At 68.8% G+C, this 15,061-nt stretch carries 21 protein-coding genes; 3 read left to right on the forward strand and 18 right to left on the reverse strand.

Annotated features, from left to right (window positions below):
- Nucleotides 1–15 precede the first annotated feature (15 nt).
- The 13 genes from FK267_RS04820 to FK267_RS04875 all read right to left on the reverse strand — a co-directional run bounded on the left by FK267_RS04820 (nucleotide 16) and on the right by FK267_RS04875 (nucleotide 9,525).
- Nucleotides 16–234: a hypothetical protein gene (locus FK267_RS04820; RefSeq protein ID WP_141406477.1), complete on the reverse strand. Its 219-nt coding sequence runs from the start codon at nucleotides 232–234 to the stop codon at nucleotides 16–18.
- Between the two features lie 103 nt (nucleotides 235–337).
- Nucleotides 338–1,006: a hypothetical protein gene (locus FK267_RS04825; protein ID WP_141406478.1), complete on the reverse strand. Its 669-nt coding sequence runs from the start codon at nucleotides 1,004–1,006 to the stop codon at nucleotides 338–340.
- A 25-nt stretch (nucleotides 1,007–1,031) separates the two neighbouring features.
- Nucleotides 1,032–1,427 carry a hypothetical protein gene (locus tag FK267_RS04830; RefSeq protein WP_170198595.1) on the reverse strand — a complete coding sequence of 132 codons (396 nt, stop codon included), beginning with the start codon at nucleotides 1,425–1,427 and terminating at the stop codon, nucleotides 1,032–1,034.
- A complete protein-coding gene (locus FK267_RS04835) occupies nucleotides 1,424–1,777 on the reverse strand; it encodes an HK97 gp10 family phage protein (RefSeq protein WP_141406480.1) in 354 nt (117 codons plus the stop codon). The genes FK267_RS04830 and FK267_RS04835 overlap by 4 nt, the downstream gene beginning before the upstream one ends.
- Nucleotides 1,778–1,780: 3 nt before the next feature.
- A complete protein-coding gene (locus FK267_RS04840; protein ID WP_141406481.1) occupies nucleotides 1,781–2,125 on the reverse strand; it encodes a hypothetical protein in 345 nt (114 codons plus the stop codon).
- On the reverse strand, nucleotides 2,122–2,691 hold the full coding sequence (locus FK267_RS04845) for a hypothetical protein (RefSeq protein WP_141406482.1): 570 nt from the start codon (nucleotides 2,689–2,691) through the stop codon (nucleotides 2,122–2,124). Before FK267_RS04845 ends, FK267_RS04840 begins: the two co-directional genes overlap by 4 nt.
- A 32-nt stretch (nucleotides 2,692–2,723) precedes the next feature.
- The gene (locus FK267_RS04850) at nucleotides 2,724–2,933 is read right to left on the reverse strand and encodes a hypothetical protein (protein ID WP_141406483.1); all 210 of its coding nucleotides are present in this window, start codon (nucleotides 2,931–2,933) and stop codon (nucleotides 2,724–2,726) included.
- A 1-nt stretch (nucleotide 2,934) separates the two neighbouring features.
- Nucleotides 2,935–3,786 (reverse strand): phage major capsid protein, encoded by an 852-nt coding sequence (locus FK267_RS04855; RefSeq protein WP_170198596.1) that lies wholly within the window; start codon nucleotides 3,784–3,786, stop codon nucleotides 2,935–2,937.
- A gap of 26 nt (nucleotides 3,787–3,812) precedes the next feature.
- Nucleotides 3,813–4,412, reverse strand: a complete 600-nt coding sequence (locus FK267_RS13405; protein WP_170198597.1) for a hypothetical protein — start codon at nucleotides 4,410–4,412, stop codon at nucleotides 3,813–3,815.
- Nucleotides 4,413–4,624: 212 nt separating this feature from the next.
- The gene (locus FK267_RS04860; RefSeq protein WP_141406485.1) at nucleotides 4,625–5,884 is read right to left on the reverse strand and encodes a CdiA C-terminal domain-containing protein; all 1,260 of its coding nucleotides are present in this window, start codon (nucleotides 5,882–5,884) and stop codon (nucleotides 4,625–4,627) included.
- Between the two features lie 21 nt (nucleotides 5,885–5,905).
- Nucleotides 5,906–7,330, reverse strand: coding sequence for a phage portal protein (locus tag FK267_RS04865; protein ID WP_198498132.1), 1,425 nt, complete (start codon nucleotides 7,328–7,330; stop codon nucleotides 5,906–5,908).
- An 8-nt stretch (nucleotides 7,331–7,338) separates the two neighbouring features.
- Nucleotides 7,339–9,012: a terminase gene (locus FK267_RS04870; protein ID WP_141406486.1), complete on the reverse strand. Its 1,674-nt coding sequence runs from the start codon at nucleotides 9,010–9,012 to the stop codon at nucleotides 7,339–7,341.
- Between the two features lie 18 nt (nucleotides 9,013–9,030).
- The gene (locus FK267_RS04875) at nucleotides 9,031–9,525 is read right to left on the reverse strand and encodes a phage terminase small subunit (RefSeq protein WP_444876266.1); all 495 of its coding nucleotides are present in this window, start codon (nucleotides 9,523–9,525) and stop codon (nucleotides 9,031–9,033) included.
- Between the two features lie 57 nt (nucleotides 9,526–9,582).
- Here FK267_RS04875 and FK267_RS04880 point away from each other — a divergent pair, with 57 nt between their 5' ends.
- From FK267_RS04880 to FK267_RS04885, 3 genes are all read left to right on the forward strand, one after another.
- Complete coding sequence (locus tag FK267_RS04880; protein WP_141406488.1) at nucleotides 9,583–10,149, forward strand: DNA primase; 567 nt, start codon at nucleotides 9,583–9,585, stop codon at nucleotides 10,147–10,149.
- 310 nt (nucleotides 10,150–10,459) lie between these two features.
- The gene (locus tag FK267_RS13410) at nucleotides 10,460–10,603 is read left to right on the forward strand and encodes a hypothetical protein (protein ID WP_170198598.1); all 144 of its coding nucleotides are present in this window, start codon (nucleotides 10,460–10,462) and stop codon (nucleotides 10,601–10,603) included.
- Between the two features lie 217 nt (nucleotides 10,604–10,820).
- Entirely contained in the window at nucleotides 10,821–11,180 is a 360-nt protein-coding gene (locus FK267_RS04885; protein ID WP_141406489.1) for a hypothetical protein, read from the forward strand.
- A 71-nt stretch (nucleotides 11,181–11,251) separates the two neighbouring features.
- On the opposite strand, the gene FK267_RS04890 is transcribed toward FK267_RS04885, so the two are convergent.
- The 5 genes from FK267_RS04890 to FK267_RS04910 form a co-directional block, all read right to left on the reverse strand.
- Entirely contained in the window at nucleotides 11,252–11,482 is a 231-nt protein-coding gene (locus tag FK267_RS04890) for a hypothetical protein (RefSeq protein WP_141406490.1), read from the reverse strand.
- Nucleotides 11,479–12,315, reverse strand: coding sequence for a hypothetical protein (locus tag FK267_RS04895; RefSeq protein WP_141406491.1), 837 nt, complete (start codon nucleotides 12,313–12,315; stop codon nucleotides 11,479–11,481). The genes FK267_RS04890 and FK267_RS04895 overlap by 4 nt, the downstream gene beginning before the upstream one ends.
- Nucleotides 12,316–12,343: 28 nt before the next feature.
- Entirely contained in the window at nucleotides 12,344–13,741 is a 1,398-nt protein-coding gene (locus FK267_RS04900) for an HNH endonuclease (RefSeq protein ID WP_141406492.1), read from the reverse strand.
- Between the two features lie 95 nt (nucleotides 13,742–13,836).
- Nucleotides 13,837–14,397, reverse strand: coding sequence for a single-stranded DNA-binding protein (locus tag FK267_RS04905; protein WP_141406493.1), 561 nt, complete (start codon nucleotides 14,395–14,397; stop codon nucleotides 13,837–13,839).
- A gap of 75 nt (nucleotides 14,398–14,472) precedes the next feature.
- On the reverse strand, nucleotides 14,473–15,060 hold the full coding sequence (locus FK267_RS04910; protein ID WP_141406494.1) for a hypothetical protein: 588 nt from the start codon (nucleotides 15,058–15,060) through the stop codon (nucleotides 14,473–14,475).
- Nucleotide 15,061 lies beyond the last annotated feature (1 nt).

Genomic DNA, 15,061 nt, shown 5'->3' on the forward strand with positions numbered 1-15,061 from the left:
TTGTGTGGTTGGTGGTCAGGACAGCTTGGTGAGGGCGTTGGTCAAAGCTGCCGGCACGGGCGGTGCGGGCGGAGTGGGTTTGGGGCCCGATCCGGCCTCGTCATCGGTGTCGTCGGAGACCTGCTCCCATCCCGAGGCGCGCAGGGTGGTGATCTCGGCGGGGTCGTCGGTGACGCGCTCGAGGGTGAGGTCCTCACCGTTGTCGGTCGTGATGGTCTTGGTCAGTGCGGGCACGGGTTCCTCCTTGCGTGCGGGATCTCCCGTGTGGGGTGGTGGTCGAGCCGGCGGCCGGGGAGATCAGCGGCCGCCGGCTCGACGATGAGGCGAGAGGCCGGGCTCAGGCGGCCTTCTCGAAGCCGATGGCGTCCAGGTGCTTGATCGCACCAGTACCGCCCAGGTAGTGGCGGCAGGGCGTGCCCAGGACCTCGTCGGAGAACACGGAGAGCTCCAGGTCGAACTGGACCGGGTCGGACGACTTCCACGCCTCCTCAGGGATCGTGCCGAGCTTGACGCGGGGGAAGCCCCGGCCGACAAGCCACTCGTCGTCGGCAGGGCCGTCGGACATGATGGCGAGCAGCCGGAACTCCTCGAGCAGGGGCAACGGGGCCTCGTCGAAGACGATCTCGCCGGTGTCCTTGTTGGCCTTGACCTGGGAGAGGTCGACGCCGTAGACGAGCTGCTGCAGGTGCTTGCGGTAGGGCTCGAGCACACTGAACTTGACGGTCTTGGGCGCCTTGACCAGGTCGGTGCGCACGGACTCGACGTAGCCGAGCGCCTCGACCTCCTCGACGCTGGCGTCGGCGGAGAACGCCATGCCGTCCTTGGTCAGCAGGCCGACCGGCAGCCAGCCGGCAGGCAGCTCCTTGAGCTGGCCACCGGCGTCGGTCAGGGCATCGGGCAGATCGACGGTGGTAGGAGCCAGGAACGCGACGGCGTTCAGACCCTTGCGGACGTTGCCACGCCGGTTGTGCTTCTTCTTCAGCGCGGCGATGGTGGTGGTTGCCATGAGGCGAGTTCCTTTCGGAGCGGGGTCAGGTGAGCGGACGGTGAGTGACGGACAGGACCATCGAGACGACCTCAACCGCCTCGAAGTAAGGGCGCACCCCCAGGCAGCTCGTCACCTCCACGGAGTCCACGAAGCCCTCACTGGTCACCACCGGCGACTCACCCAGGGCGGACAGCAGACGCTCCGCGAGCGCGGTGGCGCCGTCCTGGTGGGGGCCGGTGGGGGTGGTGGCGTAGATGTCGATGCCGATGGTGTCGGTGCGGTCGACGTCGTCGGTGGGGCCTGTGTTGAGGAGGTGGACGTGGGCCAGGGGCATGGGGCCGGTGGTGAAGGTGGCGTCCAGGATCCTGGTGGTGGGGGCTGCGGTGGCCTGGGTGGTGGCGGCTCGTAGGACGGCGACGGGGTCGGTGAAGGTGGTCATGTGCGTCTCCTGCCTCGGGCGGACTGGGCGGCGGCGAGGAGGCCGAGCGTGTGGGCGCCGGGTACGGGAGTACCGGCCTGGGTGGCGTGGCCGAACTCGGTGGCGGCGGCGTGGGGGACGTCGGCGATGACGCGGCCGGAGGCGCGGCGGCTGGTGCCGCCTCTGGTCTTGATGGTGGCGGTGGTGGACTCGGTGTGGAAGGAGGCGGCCAGGGCGCCTGAGGCTCTGGGGGCGCGGCGGGCGGCCTCGGCTGCGACGTCTTGGCCGGCGGCGAGCATGGCTGCCTGCATCGGTCCGGAGACCAGGAGGGCGGCGATACCGGCGCTGTTGGGTTTGAAGCTCGTGGACACGGCTCATCTCCTTGCGAGGGGGACGGCCAGACCCAGGGGGTATGGGGCCGGAGTCGCCTCGACCGTCCATCTGCCCGCGAGCGCGTGGGTGGTGGGGACGGTGACGGTGTCGCGTTGGCGGATCCGTGCGTCTGGTGGGGTGTAGAGGGTGGCTGTGTCGTCGGGGGCCTCTACGGTGGCCCGGGAGGTCACGCCGGTGGCGTCGGAGCTGCCGGGGGCCAGGAGGCAGCCTTCGATGGTGACCGGGTCGCCCGTGGTGGTCAGGTAGCCGTCGGCGTTGCGGTGGGTGGGGCCAGTGACCTGGACGTCGACGACCCAGCTGCGGGGGAAGGTGTCGATGATGCTCATCGTGTGCCTGCCACCCAGACGTTGCCGTTTCGGCGGGGGCGGTACTGGCGGGCCAGGGCGATGTCGTCGGGTGAGAGCATCGCCTGGCCGCCGATGGTCCAGGATGCGAAGGTCGCGGACTGGGAGAAGGGGCCGGTGGTTGTGCTGGCCTGGGTGGCGCCGGCGGCGGCCTTGGGGTCGATCTTAAGGATCCGGGCGACGGAGTCGGCGATCTGGGCGGCGACGACGTCGGGGACCTCGGTGTAGCCGGCCTGGTAGGTCATGGTGACGAACCGGTCAGAGGGGAGGTCGACGTCGACGTATCCGTGGCGGAGGGTGAACGGTACGGGCTGGGCGTCGTCGTCGACGACGGAGGTGACGGCGATGAGGGGGAGTCGTTGGGGGCGGGCGTGACGCCCGTTGACCTTGACCCGGTGGGTGTAGGTGACCGGGGTGAAGGTGGTTCGGGCCTCCTGGCAGAACTTGGCCGACAGGATGGTCAGCAGGTGCTCAGCGCGCTTGCTCTCCTCGTCGGTCAGGTCCCGTCCGAGTGCCTGGGCCACGGCTTCCTTGGTCGCGAACTTCACGGTTTCCCCGCCCCCTCTCCGTCGTCTCCTCGTTAGGTTGTCTTGCCGCCCTTGGGCGGCTTCTGCGGGGCTGGGTCGGTGCCGGCGTCCGGGTCGTTGTCCGGGGTCTCGTCGTTGCTGGCCGGGGTGGTGGGCAGTGTCTGCTCGTCGGGGACCTGCTCGACGTAGCCGGCGGCGATGAGGCCGGTGGCGACGGTGTCGACGACGTCGAAGATCAGCCCGTTGTCTCCTTTGACTCGCATGTCACGCCGCCTTGAAGACCTGGACGGCGGTGGGGCGCGTGATCTTGCCGCCGTAGACATGCAAGCCGCGGACGCGGTCGGCGAACTTGTTCTCCGCCCGCATGGACTCGGTCTTGTTGACCTGAGAGATGAAGGCCAACGCCGGCGTGTAGATGCCGGCCGCGGTGGGCTTGGAGTCGTCGACCCAGGGGGAGACGACCACGTCGAAGCCGAGGAGACGGCCGATGACCGCCTCGCGCAGGCCCTCGGTGGTGTTGGACTTGTCGAAGGCGGTGAGCTTCGAGCCGTCGGAGAGGAGGAACTCCTCGAAGGCGGCGTTGACCAGCAGGGTCCGGTTGGCCTGGGGGACCTTGGCCGATGTCAGCCGGCGGCGCAGGCCACGGACGACGTCGTAGGCCGTCTCCCAGTTGGTCGGCGCGGTCAGGCCGGTGGCGGCGGTGCCGCTGGTCAGGGTCATGGTCGTCAGGAAGGTCTCGGCGTCCTCGACCAGGCCGGCGGCCGCGGACTCGGAGTACTTGTCCATGACCGGCTGGTTGGCCTGGGCGGCGTCGATGTCGTCGACGATGAAGTCGAAGGACTTCTCCTGGTCGACCTTGATCTCGATGCCGGTGTCGGAGACCTCGTCCGGCGCGGTGGTGCGCGGCAGGGTGCCGCCTCCACCGGGCTTGGTGACCACACCCGTCTTGTAGTCCTTGACCTGGATGTCGACGATGCCGGGGATGTGGACGGTGTTTCCGGCCTTGAGGTCGCCCTCGTAGTCGCGGTTGGCCAGGCCGGTCAGGACCGCCTTGTTGCGGAAGTTCTCGAGGATGGAGGCCGCCCATACCTCGGGGATGAAGTGGCTGGTGGACACTGTGGCTCCTTTTCGGGAAGGGGGCGTCAGGAGACGCCCATGATCTGGTTGAGCTGCCCGTCGCGACGGGCCTTGTTGATCTGCTCCGGCGTCATCGCCTTGAGGTCCTCGCGCGTCAGCTGACGGGGCCCGGCGACGTTGTCCCCGCGCTGGCCGGCGTCCGCCGAGGAGGTGGAGGCCGGCGGGGTGACGGGGCCGCGCCAGGCGAGCAGACGGTCAGCGGAGGCGGTGATCTCCTCCTGCGTGGTGCCGGTGAGCAGATCCACGTCAACGCCCTTGGAGGCGGCGATACGGGCCTTGAGGGAAGCGGTCTCAGCGGCGGCGGCACGCTTCTCCGCGGCTTCCTTGGCCTCCAGGAGCTTCTGCATCTCGCTCTTGGACTGCTCCTCGATCGCGTCGAACTGCTTGGCTTTGTCCGCGTTGGCCTTCGCCCGCTCTTCGTTCTGCCGGGACAGGGCCTTCCACTTCTCCGCCTCGGCCTTCCAATCGACCGTTGCGGTCTCCTGGGGCGCCTGAGCGGAGGGGCTGGTGCCGGTGGGGCTGCTGGCGCTCTGTCTTGTGGGCTCCACAGTGGTGGCGCCATTAGCGGTCTGACCAGCGGACGGCGTGGGGGTGTTGACGTGCATGGTGGTTCCTTCCCGTTTCGGGCATGACAAAGGCCCCTGCCGTTTCGGTAGGGGCCGGTGGTGGGCGCCCGCGAGCGCGGGCAAGCTTGTGGGCCGAGATGGGTCTCAGCGGATGGAGGCGGCGTTGCCTCGGGGCAGCGATGAAGGCGACTGGGAGACCCGCAGTGCTTTCGCACCCTGGTGGGACGCCTGTCGCCTTCACCAACAGAGTATCACCGGTGCTCGAAGGCTGCCACCGTGCCGTCGTGGCTGATGACGATGACGCGGGTGATTCGTGTCTGCCCGCGAAAACGGCGCTCGATCTGCTCGATCGCGACCTCATCGGAGAGGCCGCAGCGGCGCAGGTCGATGACGAGGCGGGACGCCTGCTTGCGTGCCTTCTTGAACTGGTCGGAGATCGTGTTCTTCTCTGAGGCGCCCCTGGGTGCCTTGAACTCCCAGATCTCGCCGTCTATCTCGACGTCGGGGTTCTTGACCCCGGGGGTGTTGTCGACCATGCGGAATCGAACTGTGTGGCCGAGGTCGGCCAGGGCCTGGGCAGTGCGTACCTCGTGGTCCTGGAGGATCGTTCCTTCCGGGACGTCGACCTTCCCGCTGCCTCCGGGGCGAAGCCACCTGGGTTCCCCGGCGCTGTGGGGACTGGCGTGCGCGCCCGTCGTCGACGCCTTCGGTGCCAAGGCCCTGCGGCGGTCCTGTCTCGTCTCCTTGAAGGAGATGACCGGCCCGTACTCGCCGTGCTCGGTGGTCAGGATGATGTCCTTGTACTCCGGCAGGCGGCCACCCCGGTCGGAGGCTCCGGTGCGGGCCTCGACAGCCTTGTGGGCGGCCTCCAGGGTCTCCTCGTCGATGACCTGTTCCACAGCCATGCCCGCGGGCAGGGGACCGACGTTGCAGTCGCATCCCGGATGGATGGGTAGCAGGTTCTCGACGTGGTAGCGCTGAGTGGAGGCGATGACGCACAGGGCGCAGTTCTCGCGGCCGGTCAGGATGCGCCGGTAGTACCGGCCGCCGGTGGCTCGCATCGTGTCGCGGGACTGGACGCGCTTGGCGTTCTGAAGGTCCCCTCCGATGAGCTGCGTCAGCCGCAGCCCGCCGGCTGAGACGGCCTGGTCGAGCGTCTTGCCCCTGGACAGTGCCGTCCACGTGGTCATGCCCGGACGCTGGTAGACCGTCAGCGGGTCCACGCCGCGCATCCCGGTGACCGCCTCCCGGTCGATGGCGGGGACGGTGACCGTGAGCCCGAGCTCGCTGGCACAGCCAATGAGGTAGGCACGGGTCAGCTCGGCGGTCTGGAGCTGGCCGGCGAGGACCCTGGGGGCCAAGGCCTGCGCCATGGCCTCGACGGCCTCGTCCCGGTAGTCGGGCATGGACGCCCACATCTGGGAGGCGAAGGCTGTCAGATCCTGACGGATCTCGTGGACCGCGGCGTCGTAGGCGCGTGCCAGAGCGTCGAGGCGGTCCAGGTCAGCCATGCCCGCCCCCTATGTCGTCGCTCAGACGGTTCGCCGGCTCGGGAGGCCAGGTGCGTCCGCGTTCCCGATCGGCTGCATCTCCTCCGACGTCGTCGGTGGCGGCTGGGTGGTCAGATTGAGTGCCAGCGCGAGCTGCTCCTCCGCGCGCCTCTGCTTGTCCTGGGCGATCTGCTCGGGGCTGTAGCCCAGGATGTTCTCCTGGATCGTCTCCAGGGCCTCGCCGGCGGCCTTGGCCTGCGCCGCGGCCGCGTACCGCTCGGTCATAGTCACGGTGGCCGGCGGCGCGAACTTGACCTCGACCGTGTCGCCCGCCAGGGACTCTCCCTCGACCTGCAGGGCCTTGACGAGCATCACCGCCAGGGCCGGTTTGAACCGCAGGATGCGGTCCTGGGCCTTGAAGACGAGCTGCTGCATCGGTTGCTCGGCACCGGAGGCAGACTGGTTGGCGGCGTCCGGAAGCATCGCCGAGACCGGGGTGTGGGTCTCGGCGGCGAGCTCGCGCCAATCGTCCTTGACCGCACTGAGCATCGGGGTCAGGTCAACGGTCTGCGACTCCCAGATCTCGACGCCAGGAGGCAGCTCCCACAGCGCCCCCGGGCCCGGCTCGAACATCTCCTGGTAGTCAATGTCGTCGCCGTCGGGCCCCTCCTCGGGCAAGCCCGTACCAGGATCCGTGGAGATGGTCTTAAGGGCCCGCTGCCGGTAGGTCTGCATCGCCATCGTGACCAGGCGGTAGAGGATCCCAGTGTTGATGCGGTCTATGAGGCCGGTGTGAGCCTCGAACTCCCCCATGCCGTCCTTGTTGCCCAGCAGCACGATCGGCGGGTCACCGTCGTAGACGTCGAGGCCGTCCAGGTCCCACCTACCCTGCACACGGCTGATGAGCTGGTTGCGCTCGTTGTAGACGGACCGGGAGTAGGTGGCCTTGACCCCGTCGACCCAGACGATCATGTGGTCGGCGCCCTCGGACACGGACCGCCAGACCTTGACCGCCGCGAGCGCCTTCCACGGGCGGACGGGGTCGGGCTCTGCGTAGAGCTGCTCGGGCATTTCCCGGGTGATGACGGCCTCGCCGTTGTCGTCTCGGGTGACCAGGAGGTAGCCGGTGCCGAAAGTGAAGGCGTCGCGGGCGGCGTCCTTGAAAGCGACGTCGAGGCGGTTGTCCCGCCAGATGCGGCGGGCCCGGACGGCTCGGGGGCCGTCGGGGGACTCTCCGACCAGGATCCCGTTGGGGATGAGGCGCTCGACGAGGGTGTCGACGATGAGCGCGCCGGCGTTAGCCAGGGCGCGTCGCTGGAAGGCCTCCCAGGACTTGCGCAGGTTGGGGCCCATCTCCGGCAGGGGCGCGTTGCCGTTGGTGTAGCCGCGCAGGCGGTCCACGCGGGGCCGTGCGGCGTCCATCCGGGAGGTCAGGAAGGTGACCCACTGGTCGAGCGTCTTGCTCATGGTCCTCCCTATCCGTAGAGCCGGCGGGGCTTGCGTCGTCGCTGCGGGCGAGTGGCGCCCTTGCCGACGGCGTCCAGGCCCGCCCGGTAGGCGAACATGGCGCCCCAGGCGGCGTCGATCTTGGAGTAGTCCTGGTCATCGGCCGGCTTGGTGAGCACGTAGCCCGCCTGGCGTGGTGAGCGCCGGGCGTTGAGGAAGTGAGCGGTCATCTGCGGGTCACCGTCGTAGGTGACGCGGCCCTGCTGGATGGCGGAGAGCAACTGGGCGAAGGCCTCGCAGGTGGCTGAGACATTGCGCTGGGGGTAGCGGATGGGCTCGGCGGCGCTGATGCGGGCACGCAGGCGCCGCGAGTAGGCGGCCTCCCAGGTCTTGACGTCCTGCGCCCAGCCGGCTGAGGGGTCGGCGTAGAAGCCGACGACGTTGTAGCGCTCGAAGGTCTTCCGGACGGTCTGCTCGATCTCGAGGCGCGGTGGCTGCCAGCCTTCGCCCTTGGGGCCGTCGGGCTGGGACCAGACGCCGATCTTGAACAGGTGCTGCTGGGTGACCGAGTAGCCGATGAGGACCGTGGAGTCGGCGATGCCGATCTTGCGGCCCTCGGAGCCGTCGAAGCCGAGGGTGATGGGCTCGTTGGTGGTGATGGTCTTGCTGTGGTCCTCGATGGCGCGCAGCTCGGGCATGGTCAGCCAGGCGTCGGAGGCGGCGCCGATCTGGTTGAGGAAGTCGGCGCACATCTCGGCGGGGTCGTTGTCCGTCTCCCAGAAGTCGTCGGCGGTGCGCTCGATGTCGACCCAGCCCGGTGAGCAAGCAGGCTCGTGGATGGCGCACCCGCGTGGGTCGGCTGAGGCGTCGCCGTAGGCGATGCGCAGGCCCTCGATGAGGCTGTCGCGGTCGGAGATGTCGGTGTCCAGCGGCGCGGCCCTGTGGTCGTACAGGAGGCGCCTGGCAGCGGCCTCCTTGACCTTGCCCGCCTTGATCTGCTCGGCGTAGCGAGCCGTCGTCTCGGCGACCGAGTTCTCGCCGATCGTGTAGGCGTTGGGAGTCTCGATCGTGACACCGCCGAGCTTCGTGGCGTTGTTGCGCAGCGTCTTGGCGAGCTTGGGGCCGCCGTTGCTGGGCACCCAAGTCTCGGTCTGGTCCAGGACCGCCATGACGGCGCGGGCGCCCTTGACCGAGGTCGCCGAGGAGGTCCGCTTCTCGATCCTGCCGCGGCGCATCGTAACGAAGGAGTCCAGCGGGTCGACGTCGTACTCATCCTGGGCCGGCGAGCCCCGCAGCATCTCCAGCAGCGGCGCCCAGGTGTTCGAGGTCTGGTCATCGGTGGTGGCCGTGACCTGCACCAGCGGAGTCCGCCTGGTCGCCCACGGCACGCCCACCGGCTGGCCGGCGGCATCCCACCCATCGCACAGCACGGGCCCCATGGCCTCAACACAGCAGACCGCCGCCACGAACGGGCTCTTACCCCATCCACGAGGACGAGAGAGGACCGCGCGGGACTTCACACGCCTGCCCGTAAGCGGGTCGAGCTCGTAGAGCCGCACCAGGAAGTCCAGCTCCTCCTGCGTCGGGACGAAGGGCAGCAGCTCGTCGCAGTCGGGCTGCAGGAGGAAGTCAGTCATCCAGTCGGCGACGTCGTACCCCAGGGTCGGGAACTCATCATCCTCATCCAGCGGGGACCACGGCATCCGGCCGCACCCCCTACATCAGTCGACGACGCGCAGCACCTTCGAGCGAGCCCGCGAGCGCGATCCCGACGCGGCGGCGGGCTCTGCGACCTCAACAGCGCCTCCTGCCTCGGCGCTATCGGCGACGGCGAAGGTGATGCGCAGGCGGGCGCGGTCCTCGGGGGTGGCGCCGAACTTGGCGACGCGCAGGCGCAGCTCGGGGCCGAGCCTGACATCGCCCTTCCAGTAGCGGGCGTGGAGCAGAGCCGTATCCATCAGGAACGCCCAGTCGACGTCGGTGTAGTCAGTCGACAGCGGCGACTCGGCCCACATGCGCCACCAGCGCTCGGTGATGGCCGGCCAGTGGAAGCGCTTCTTGTGGACCGTCCCGTCGTCGTCGGTGACGTCGACGTAGATGGTCGGCAACCTCGGCTGGGTGACCGGCACAGCGGGTAGGACCTTGAGCGGCTCCGGATCTTTGTTACGGCGCGCCCGCTTGGACGGATCCTTGGGCTGCGGCCCCCTGCCTGCCACCTTTCCACACCCCCAAATCCCTGTTATTCCAACGAATTAGCCGTTACACTTGAGTCTATGAGGACATGCGGCAGGCCGGGGTGCGACCGCCAGATCAGCGGCTCGAAGCGGGCCGATACCCGCTTCTGCTCGACACGCTGCCGCGTAGCCGCGCACCGCGAGCGCCGCCGTCGCGCCGCCAAGGCCTGCCCCGTACCCGCAGAGATGCTGACGATGCCGAGATGGGTCAACCACGACGAGCACAAGCGCCCCATCTGCCCGTCCACCGGCCGGTGGGCGTCAGTGACCGACCCATCGACCTGGGACACCTGGCAGGCCGCGAGCAAGCGCGACAGCCGAATCGGCTTCGTGCTCGGCGGAGGTATCGGGTGCATCGACCTGGACCACTGCCTGGACGCCCATGGGCGACCGAGCGAGGCAGTGGTCGAGCTGCTCGAGTTCTACGCCGGCTCCTACGTCGAGGTCTCGCCGTCGGGAGACGGGCTGCACGTGTGGGGCACGGCCCCGGAGCGCCGCGGTTTCCGACGCACCTGGAAGGGCCAGTCGGTGGAGTTCTACTCCCAGGACCGCTACGTAACAGTCACCGGGCGAGTTTTCCGCCCCGGGGCGCTGCTGCCCCTCTGAACGCCCTCACACGCAGCCTCAACGGCATCCCAGCCAGGCGGCAGGGGTGCCATATTTCGTTGCAATCGCAGCGGAAAGTCGTGTTCTCAGAATCCCCAGACCCGTACACAGAAAAAACGACAGCATCTCACGGTGCTGGGGCCGGGCGGGGTACGGGGTCCCCACCCCCGTCGGTGGTCGGGATGAGCCCGGGATGCGGTGGCCGGCGTGGTGCTCGGGCCGCGCGCAGCGCCGCGAGGTCGGCACGCGACTCCTGCTGCGTCTTGCGCTTGTGATGCCATGAGCACAGCCACTGCAAGTTGGAGACGTCGTGATCGTCTCCGCGCTCGATGTGGTCGCACTCTCTGCCAGGCTCGACGCACCTTGTTCCATCGCCCATGACACCTTCGCACTGACCGCCTGCGCGCTGAGCGACGAAGGCGCGACGCAGCTGCCAGTCATCGGGAAGACGTGAAGAGCGGTCACTGCTCTGCCACGCCACCATGACAACCTCCCTTGGTTGAAGCGGCTGGGCGCAAGTGTCCCGCTGACACCAAGGATGCAATACGATCGAACGCCTGTCCAGACGGTGGTGCGCACGGCGTGTCACACCAAGACCAAAGGAGCGCTGTGCTGCCGCAAGGTGCAGCGTAAAATCATCCAGCCCGCTCAATGGTGAGAAAGGAACAACGATGTTCGGACGTAAGAAGGAACGACCTATCAGCTTCTTCTTCTCGGCGAAGGATGGGGCCCTGCATCTCTACCCCGACCGGCTGGAGAAGAAGGGGGGTGGGTCCGTTGAGACCCTCCCCCTCAGTCAGCTAGAGGGGGTACGTCTTGAGGACGGGGAGGAGCTATCCTCCCGGGTCACGATGACCCGGCTGGTCACCCTCGGGGTGTTCGCCCTCGCTGCCAAGAAGAAGACTGGGGGCGAGAAGTTCCTGACCATCGAGAGCCCAGACATCTTCTGGACGATCGAGGTCCCCCGAAAGAACATCGGCGCAGCGCAGCGATTCATCGGCGACATCGAGCAGCAACGCCGCCGGCTCTGACCTCTCGCCCGCAAGCACGTAGATCCCCCTGGCGTTGCGTTTGCCAGGGGGATCTACGTGCCGGGCACAGGCTACTGGCTGCAGGTAGCGCGACGGCCGCGTTTCCAGTCTGCGCGGTGCGCGGCCGCCTCCCGCTCGAGGACGTCGGGCCAGGCCACCCACACCTGGCCGGCGGAGCGCAGACTCCTCACCCTCTTCCGACGCCGCCAGGACTGAAGAGTGCGGTAGCTCAGACCCGGAATCCGCTCCCGGACCTCAGCCGCAGTCACCCACTCCACCCCGTCAGGTCCGGTCACGCTCACGCCGCGGCCGCCTCGGCCTGGGCGTCGGCGAGCGCCTGGCTCAGGGCCTGCTCCCAGTCCTCCTCGGTGAGCACGCTCCCGCACGAGGGCACGATGCAGCGCACCAGGCGATCGGCTCCCGGCACCGAGGGCGGGACGATCACCAGCGACCATGCTTCGCACGACGGGCAGCGCACCTCGGTGACCCTGCGCTCCGGCTCCTGGACCGGCCAACGGTCGAGCGCTCTGCTCGCGGCCGGAGCCAGGTCGGCGATCATGTCCGCGGCCCAAGGCTGGGAGGCGACCCACTCCAGGTGCGGGTCCAGCCAGGCAACGAGACGACGTGTGTCCTCCGGCTCCCGAGGACCGAGGATCACCGGGTCGGCAACGCCGTCAGCGACGTCGGCCCAGTCCAACGGCCCGGCTACCGGGCGCCCCTCCGACCAGCGGCACAGGCCCACCGGCAGGCTGCCGGCAGTCGGGTGCTCCACCGCGACCTCCTGCGCCCAGGTACCCAGGATCGCGTGCAGCTCATCAGCCGCCACCAGCGCACCGGAGTACAAGCACCCAGACCCCGGCGTTGACCGGCCACCACCAGCCCGGCCCAGCGGGCTCCGCAGGGAGGGCGCACCCATATCGAACAGGTGTTCAACCAGGGACGGCAGGGTGCGGACTGAGGACTGAAGACGCCCCCAGCACCAGGAGCACAGCAGCCCAAACTCCGCCTGACGAGGCAGGCAACCAGCGCACTCAACCTCCTCCGGCTCCCCGTACTCATCCCGCCCCCAGGCCCAGCCGTCGCACTCGGCCAGGTGATGGCCGCGAATCGCGCAGCCCGACGCGCACTGACTCATCGCATGTCTCCTTGCAGCTTCACTCGGTTCATCTTCTGGCCCTTCGCCGTCGTCGTGGTCTTCTCCGACCAGTGCCAGGGGGCGCGCCTCCCAGCCCGGGCCCAGTCCCGGACAGGCCCCTCCCAGGACCCGAGGCCCGGCCCTGCCCGTCCCTACCCGACCCGGCGTATCCAGATTCCGTACCCGGCGGATCTGTCTCGATCTGTCCGGATCTGACCTGATCTGGCAGATCCGGACAGATCGAGGGAGTCGACCGCGCCCCAGGGGCTGCGCGTGCGGCGTCCTGCGGCCCGCCGGCGGGGTCAACCGTCTCCACGTGTGTCTCATCATCACCGCGCGCTGACGGGCTGCCCAGCTGGCTGCTGGACGGCCTGCCCCAGTGGAGCTGGGGTGCTCGACCCGGCCGTGTCCCTGCCTGGCTGGCAGGTCGGCTGGGGAACGTGTCTGGCGCGCGGGAGGCCTCGGCCGCTGGGGCGGGCCTCTCCTCACCGGTGGTGAGGGGCTCAACCCGACCAACGCGGTCCGACTGGCTGTCGGCGCGTCCGGGGAGCCTGCGATGAGCTGCCTGGCCCGACTGGCTGCCGGGCAGGTGGGATGTGGAGACGGGTCCAGGCCGGGGCGGCTGGCTGCCGGCCCCGACTCCGTCGACGGTCTGCGAGGACGTCCGCACGTCGCTACCCGCACGCAGAGGCTTGGTCCCCTCCGCAGCGAGCTCGGGCGGGCGCATGTCGTGAAGCGCCAGGACGTCGGCGTGGCTGTTGAGCCACTCACGGGTCCGGGGCGAGTAGTACGGGCGGTCCGGAGGAGTCAGCAGCGGCCGGATGCGATCGGCCGCCGCCATTCCCTCCGATGGGGGCAGCCCTTTGGAGGCGTTGCCCCGGATCGAGTTGCACGACCGGCAGGCCACGACCTCGCTGTGCCACGTGCCCGACTGGCCAGGCAGGCGATGGTCGTAGGTACCGCCCTTGCCGCCCTTGCGGTCGGCCCAGTTGACGACCTTCCCGCAGTAGCGGCACGCGTCGCCATCGCGCCAGCGCACCGGCACGATGATCGACAGGTCCCCGTTGTTCGCCTTACGGTCGCGCTCCCACGCGACCTCCTCGGCGGTCTTGATGTGGACGAAGTCCGGATCCGCCACCAGGCGGAAGAAGCGTCTCCCGGATCCGGGTTCAACGTCCTGCACCCCGTAGCCGGCGAAGGCCGCCAGCTCGAGCAGGTGATCGGCCTGAGACTTCGAGCCGGCCATCTGCACAGCGGACGAGTACCAGAACACGTAGTCCGTCAGGTACTGCGCGCTCATCGCCGCCAGGCGCAGCATGAACCCGAACACCTCGTTGACCGACCTGTCATCGGCATCCGGGTGCTCCGCGACCGCCAGCACGATCGGGTGCGTGGCCGCGGTGTCAGTCAAACGTGCCCAAGGCATGGAACGGGGATCTTTCTACTCACAAAACAACAGGACATCTACGGCGCCGGGCGGCTCTCGGCCGCGAGCGCGATGGCGTCTCATGGGGACTCCACTCAGAACGGGGGCTCGTCTCGGAAGGCTGCTTGCCCGCCCGTGGCCCACGGGTCGTTCGGGGTGCCGCCTTGGGGCGCCTGCCAGGTTCCGGCCGCTGGCGGCTGGACTGGGGCCTGCTGTTGGGGCTGGCCGATGCCGGAGCCGAAGGCCGTGGGGCTGGCCTGGCCGCCGCCGAAGCCACCCTGGCCGCTGCTGCGGGGCTGGCGGGTGACCTGGGCCTTGGCGTAGCGCAGGGAGGGACCGATCTCGTCGACCTGCATCTCCACGACCGTGCGGTTCTCGCCCTCACGGGTGGTGTAGGAGCGCTGGACCAGCCGGCCCTGGACGATGACGCGCGTGCCCTTGGTCAGCGACTCGGCCACGTTCTCCGCAGCAGCGCGCCAGATCGAGCAGCGCATGAACAGGGCCTGGCCGTCCTTCCGCTCGCCGGCCTGGCGGTCGAAGGTACGCGGCGTGGAGGCGACCGTGAAGGAGGCCACCGCTGCCCCGGAGGGCGTGAAACGTATCTCGGGGTCCGCGGTGAGATTCCCGACCAGAGTCAGCACGGTCTCACCGGCCATCAGCTGCGCCCCTCATGCGGTGGTGGGCGAGGCGGCGGCCCAGGACGACCACGGCCGCGACGATGACGACGACGCTCATGCCTCCCCAGCCTCCTGGGTTTTCTCTGCCTTCTCCTTGACCATCCCCAGGACTACAGCGACGGCGCAGAGCAGAGAGTCCGTCGGGTAATCACTGTCGTGCTGCGCGCGGTAGTAGTTGTCGCGGAGCATGCTGATGACCGCCCGAGGCACCTCGACCGTGCTGGCCTCATCGATGAGGCCGAGCTCCTCCGACACCGAGTCCACGAGCTCTTCAGCGGCGCGCTCGAGGCCCTGGTGGTCATCATCCGGGTCGAGCAGCGCCTTGTTCAGGTTGAGCAGGGCCTCCTCGTGAACCGGGACCACGGGTTTCCGCTCCTCGATCATGGTCTCGATGTCGGCCTCCTGGACGGAGGCCACGTCCTCGATGACCCTGCACACGGTCGTCGACAGCGGCACCTCGGCGATCAGGTCCTTCTTGGAGTAGAGGCGGACCCGGGTGGACTTGCCCATCATGAGTAAGTTGTTCGCTGTGGCATCGATCTCAGCGACGCGGGTGATCTTCTCGGGGACTCCTCCGGCGAGGACGGTGTCGCCGGGGCAGACCTCGGTGGCGCTGATGGTCTCGATGGTGAAGGTGGACATG

Source organism: Actinomyces oris (genome assembly GCF_006546825.1).
Classification (GTDB): Bacteria; Actinomycetota; Actinomycetes; order Actinomycetales; family Actinomycetaceae; genus Actinomyces; species Actinomyces oris.

Bases quoted from the DNA above. Each gene is read 5' to 3' on its own strand.
- FK267_RS04825 (WP_141406478.1), bottom strand. From the start codon at position 1,006: ATGGCAACCACCACCATCGCCGCGCTGAAGAAGAAGCACAACCGGCGT.
- FK267_RS04830 (WP_170198595.1), bottom strand. From the start codon at position 1,427: ATGACCACCTTCACCGACCCCGTCGCCGTCCTACGAGCCGCCACCACC.
- FK267_RS04840 (WP_141406481.1), bottom strand. From the start codon at position 2,125: ATGAGCATCATCGACACCTTCCCCCGCAGCTGGGTCGTCGACGTCCAG.
- FK267_RS04850 (WP_141406483.1), bottom strand. From the start codon at position 2,933: ATGCGAGTCAAAGGAGACAACGGGCTGATCTTCGACGTCGTCGACACC.
- FK267_RS13405 (WP_170198597.1), bottom strand. From the start codon at position 4,412: ATGCACGTCAACACCCCCACGCCGTCCGCTGGTCAGACCGCTAATGGC.
- FK267_RS04860 (WP_141406485.1), bottom strand. From the start codon at position 5,884: ATGGCTGACCTGGACCGCCTCGACGCTCTGGCACGCGCCTACGACGCC.
- FK267_RS04865 (WP_198498132.1), bottom strand. From the start codon at position 7,330: ATGAGCAAGACGCTCGACCAGTGGGTCACCTTCCTGACCTCCCGGATG.
- FK267_RS04870 (WP_141406486.1), bottom strand. From the start codon at position 9,012: ATGCCGTGGTCCCCGCTGGATGAGGATGATGAGTTCCCGACCCTGGGG.
- FK267_RS04880 (WP_141406488.1), top strand. From the start codon at position 9,583: ATGAGGACATGCGGCAGGCCGGGGTGCGACCGCCAGATCAGCGGCTCG.
- FK267_RS04885 (WP_141406489.1), top strand. From the start codon at position 10,821: ATGTTCGGACGTAAGAAGGAACGACCTATCAGCTTCTTCTTCTCGGCG.
- FK267_RS04895 (WP_141406491.1), bottom strand. From the start codon at position 12,315: ATGAGTCAGTGCGCGTCGGGCTGCGCGATTCGCGGCCATCACCTGGCC.
- FK267_RS04900 (WP_141406492.1), bottom strand. From the start codon at position 13,741: ATGCCTTGGGCACGTTTGACTGACACCGCGGCCACGCACCCGATCGTG.
- FK267_RS04905 (WP_141406493.1), bottom strand. From the start codon at position 14,397: ATGGCCGGTGAGACCGTGCTGACTCTGGTCGGGAATCTCACCGCGGAC.
- FK267_RS04910 (WP_141406494.1), bottom strand. From the start codon at position 15,060: ATGTCCACCTTCACCATCGAGACCATCAGCGCCACCGAGGTCTGCCCC.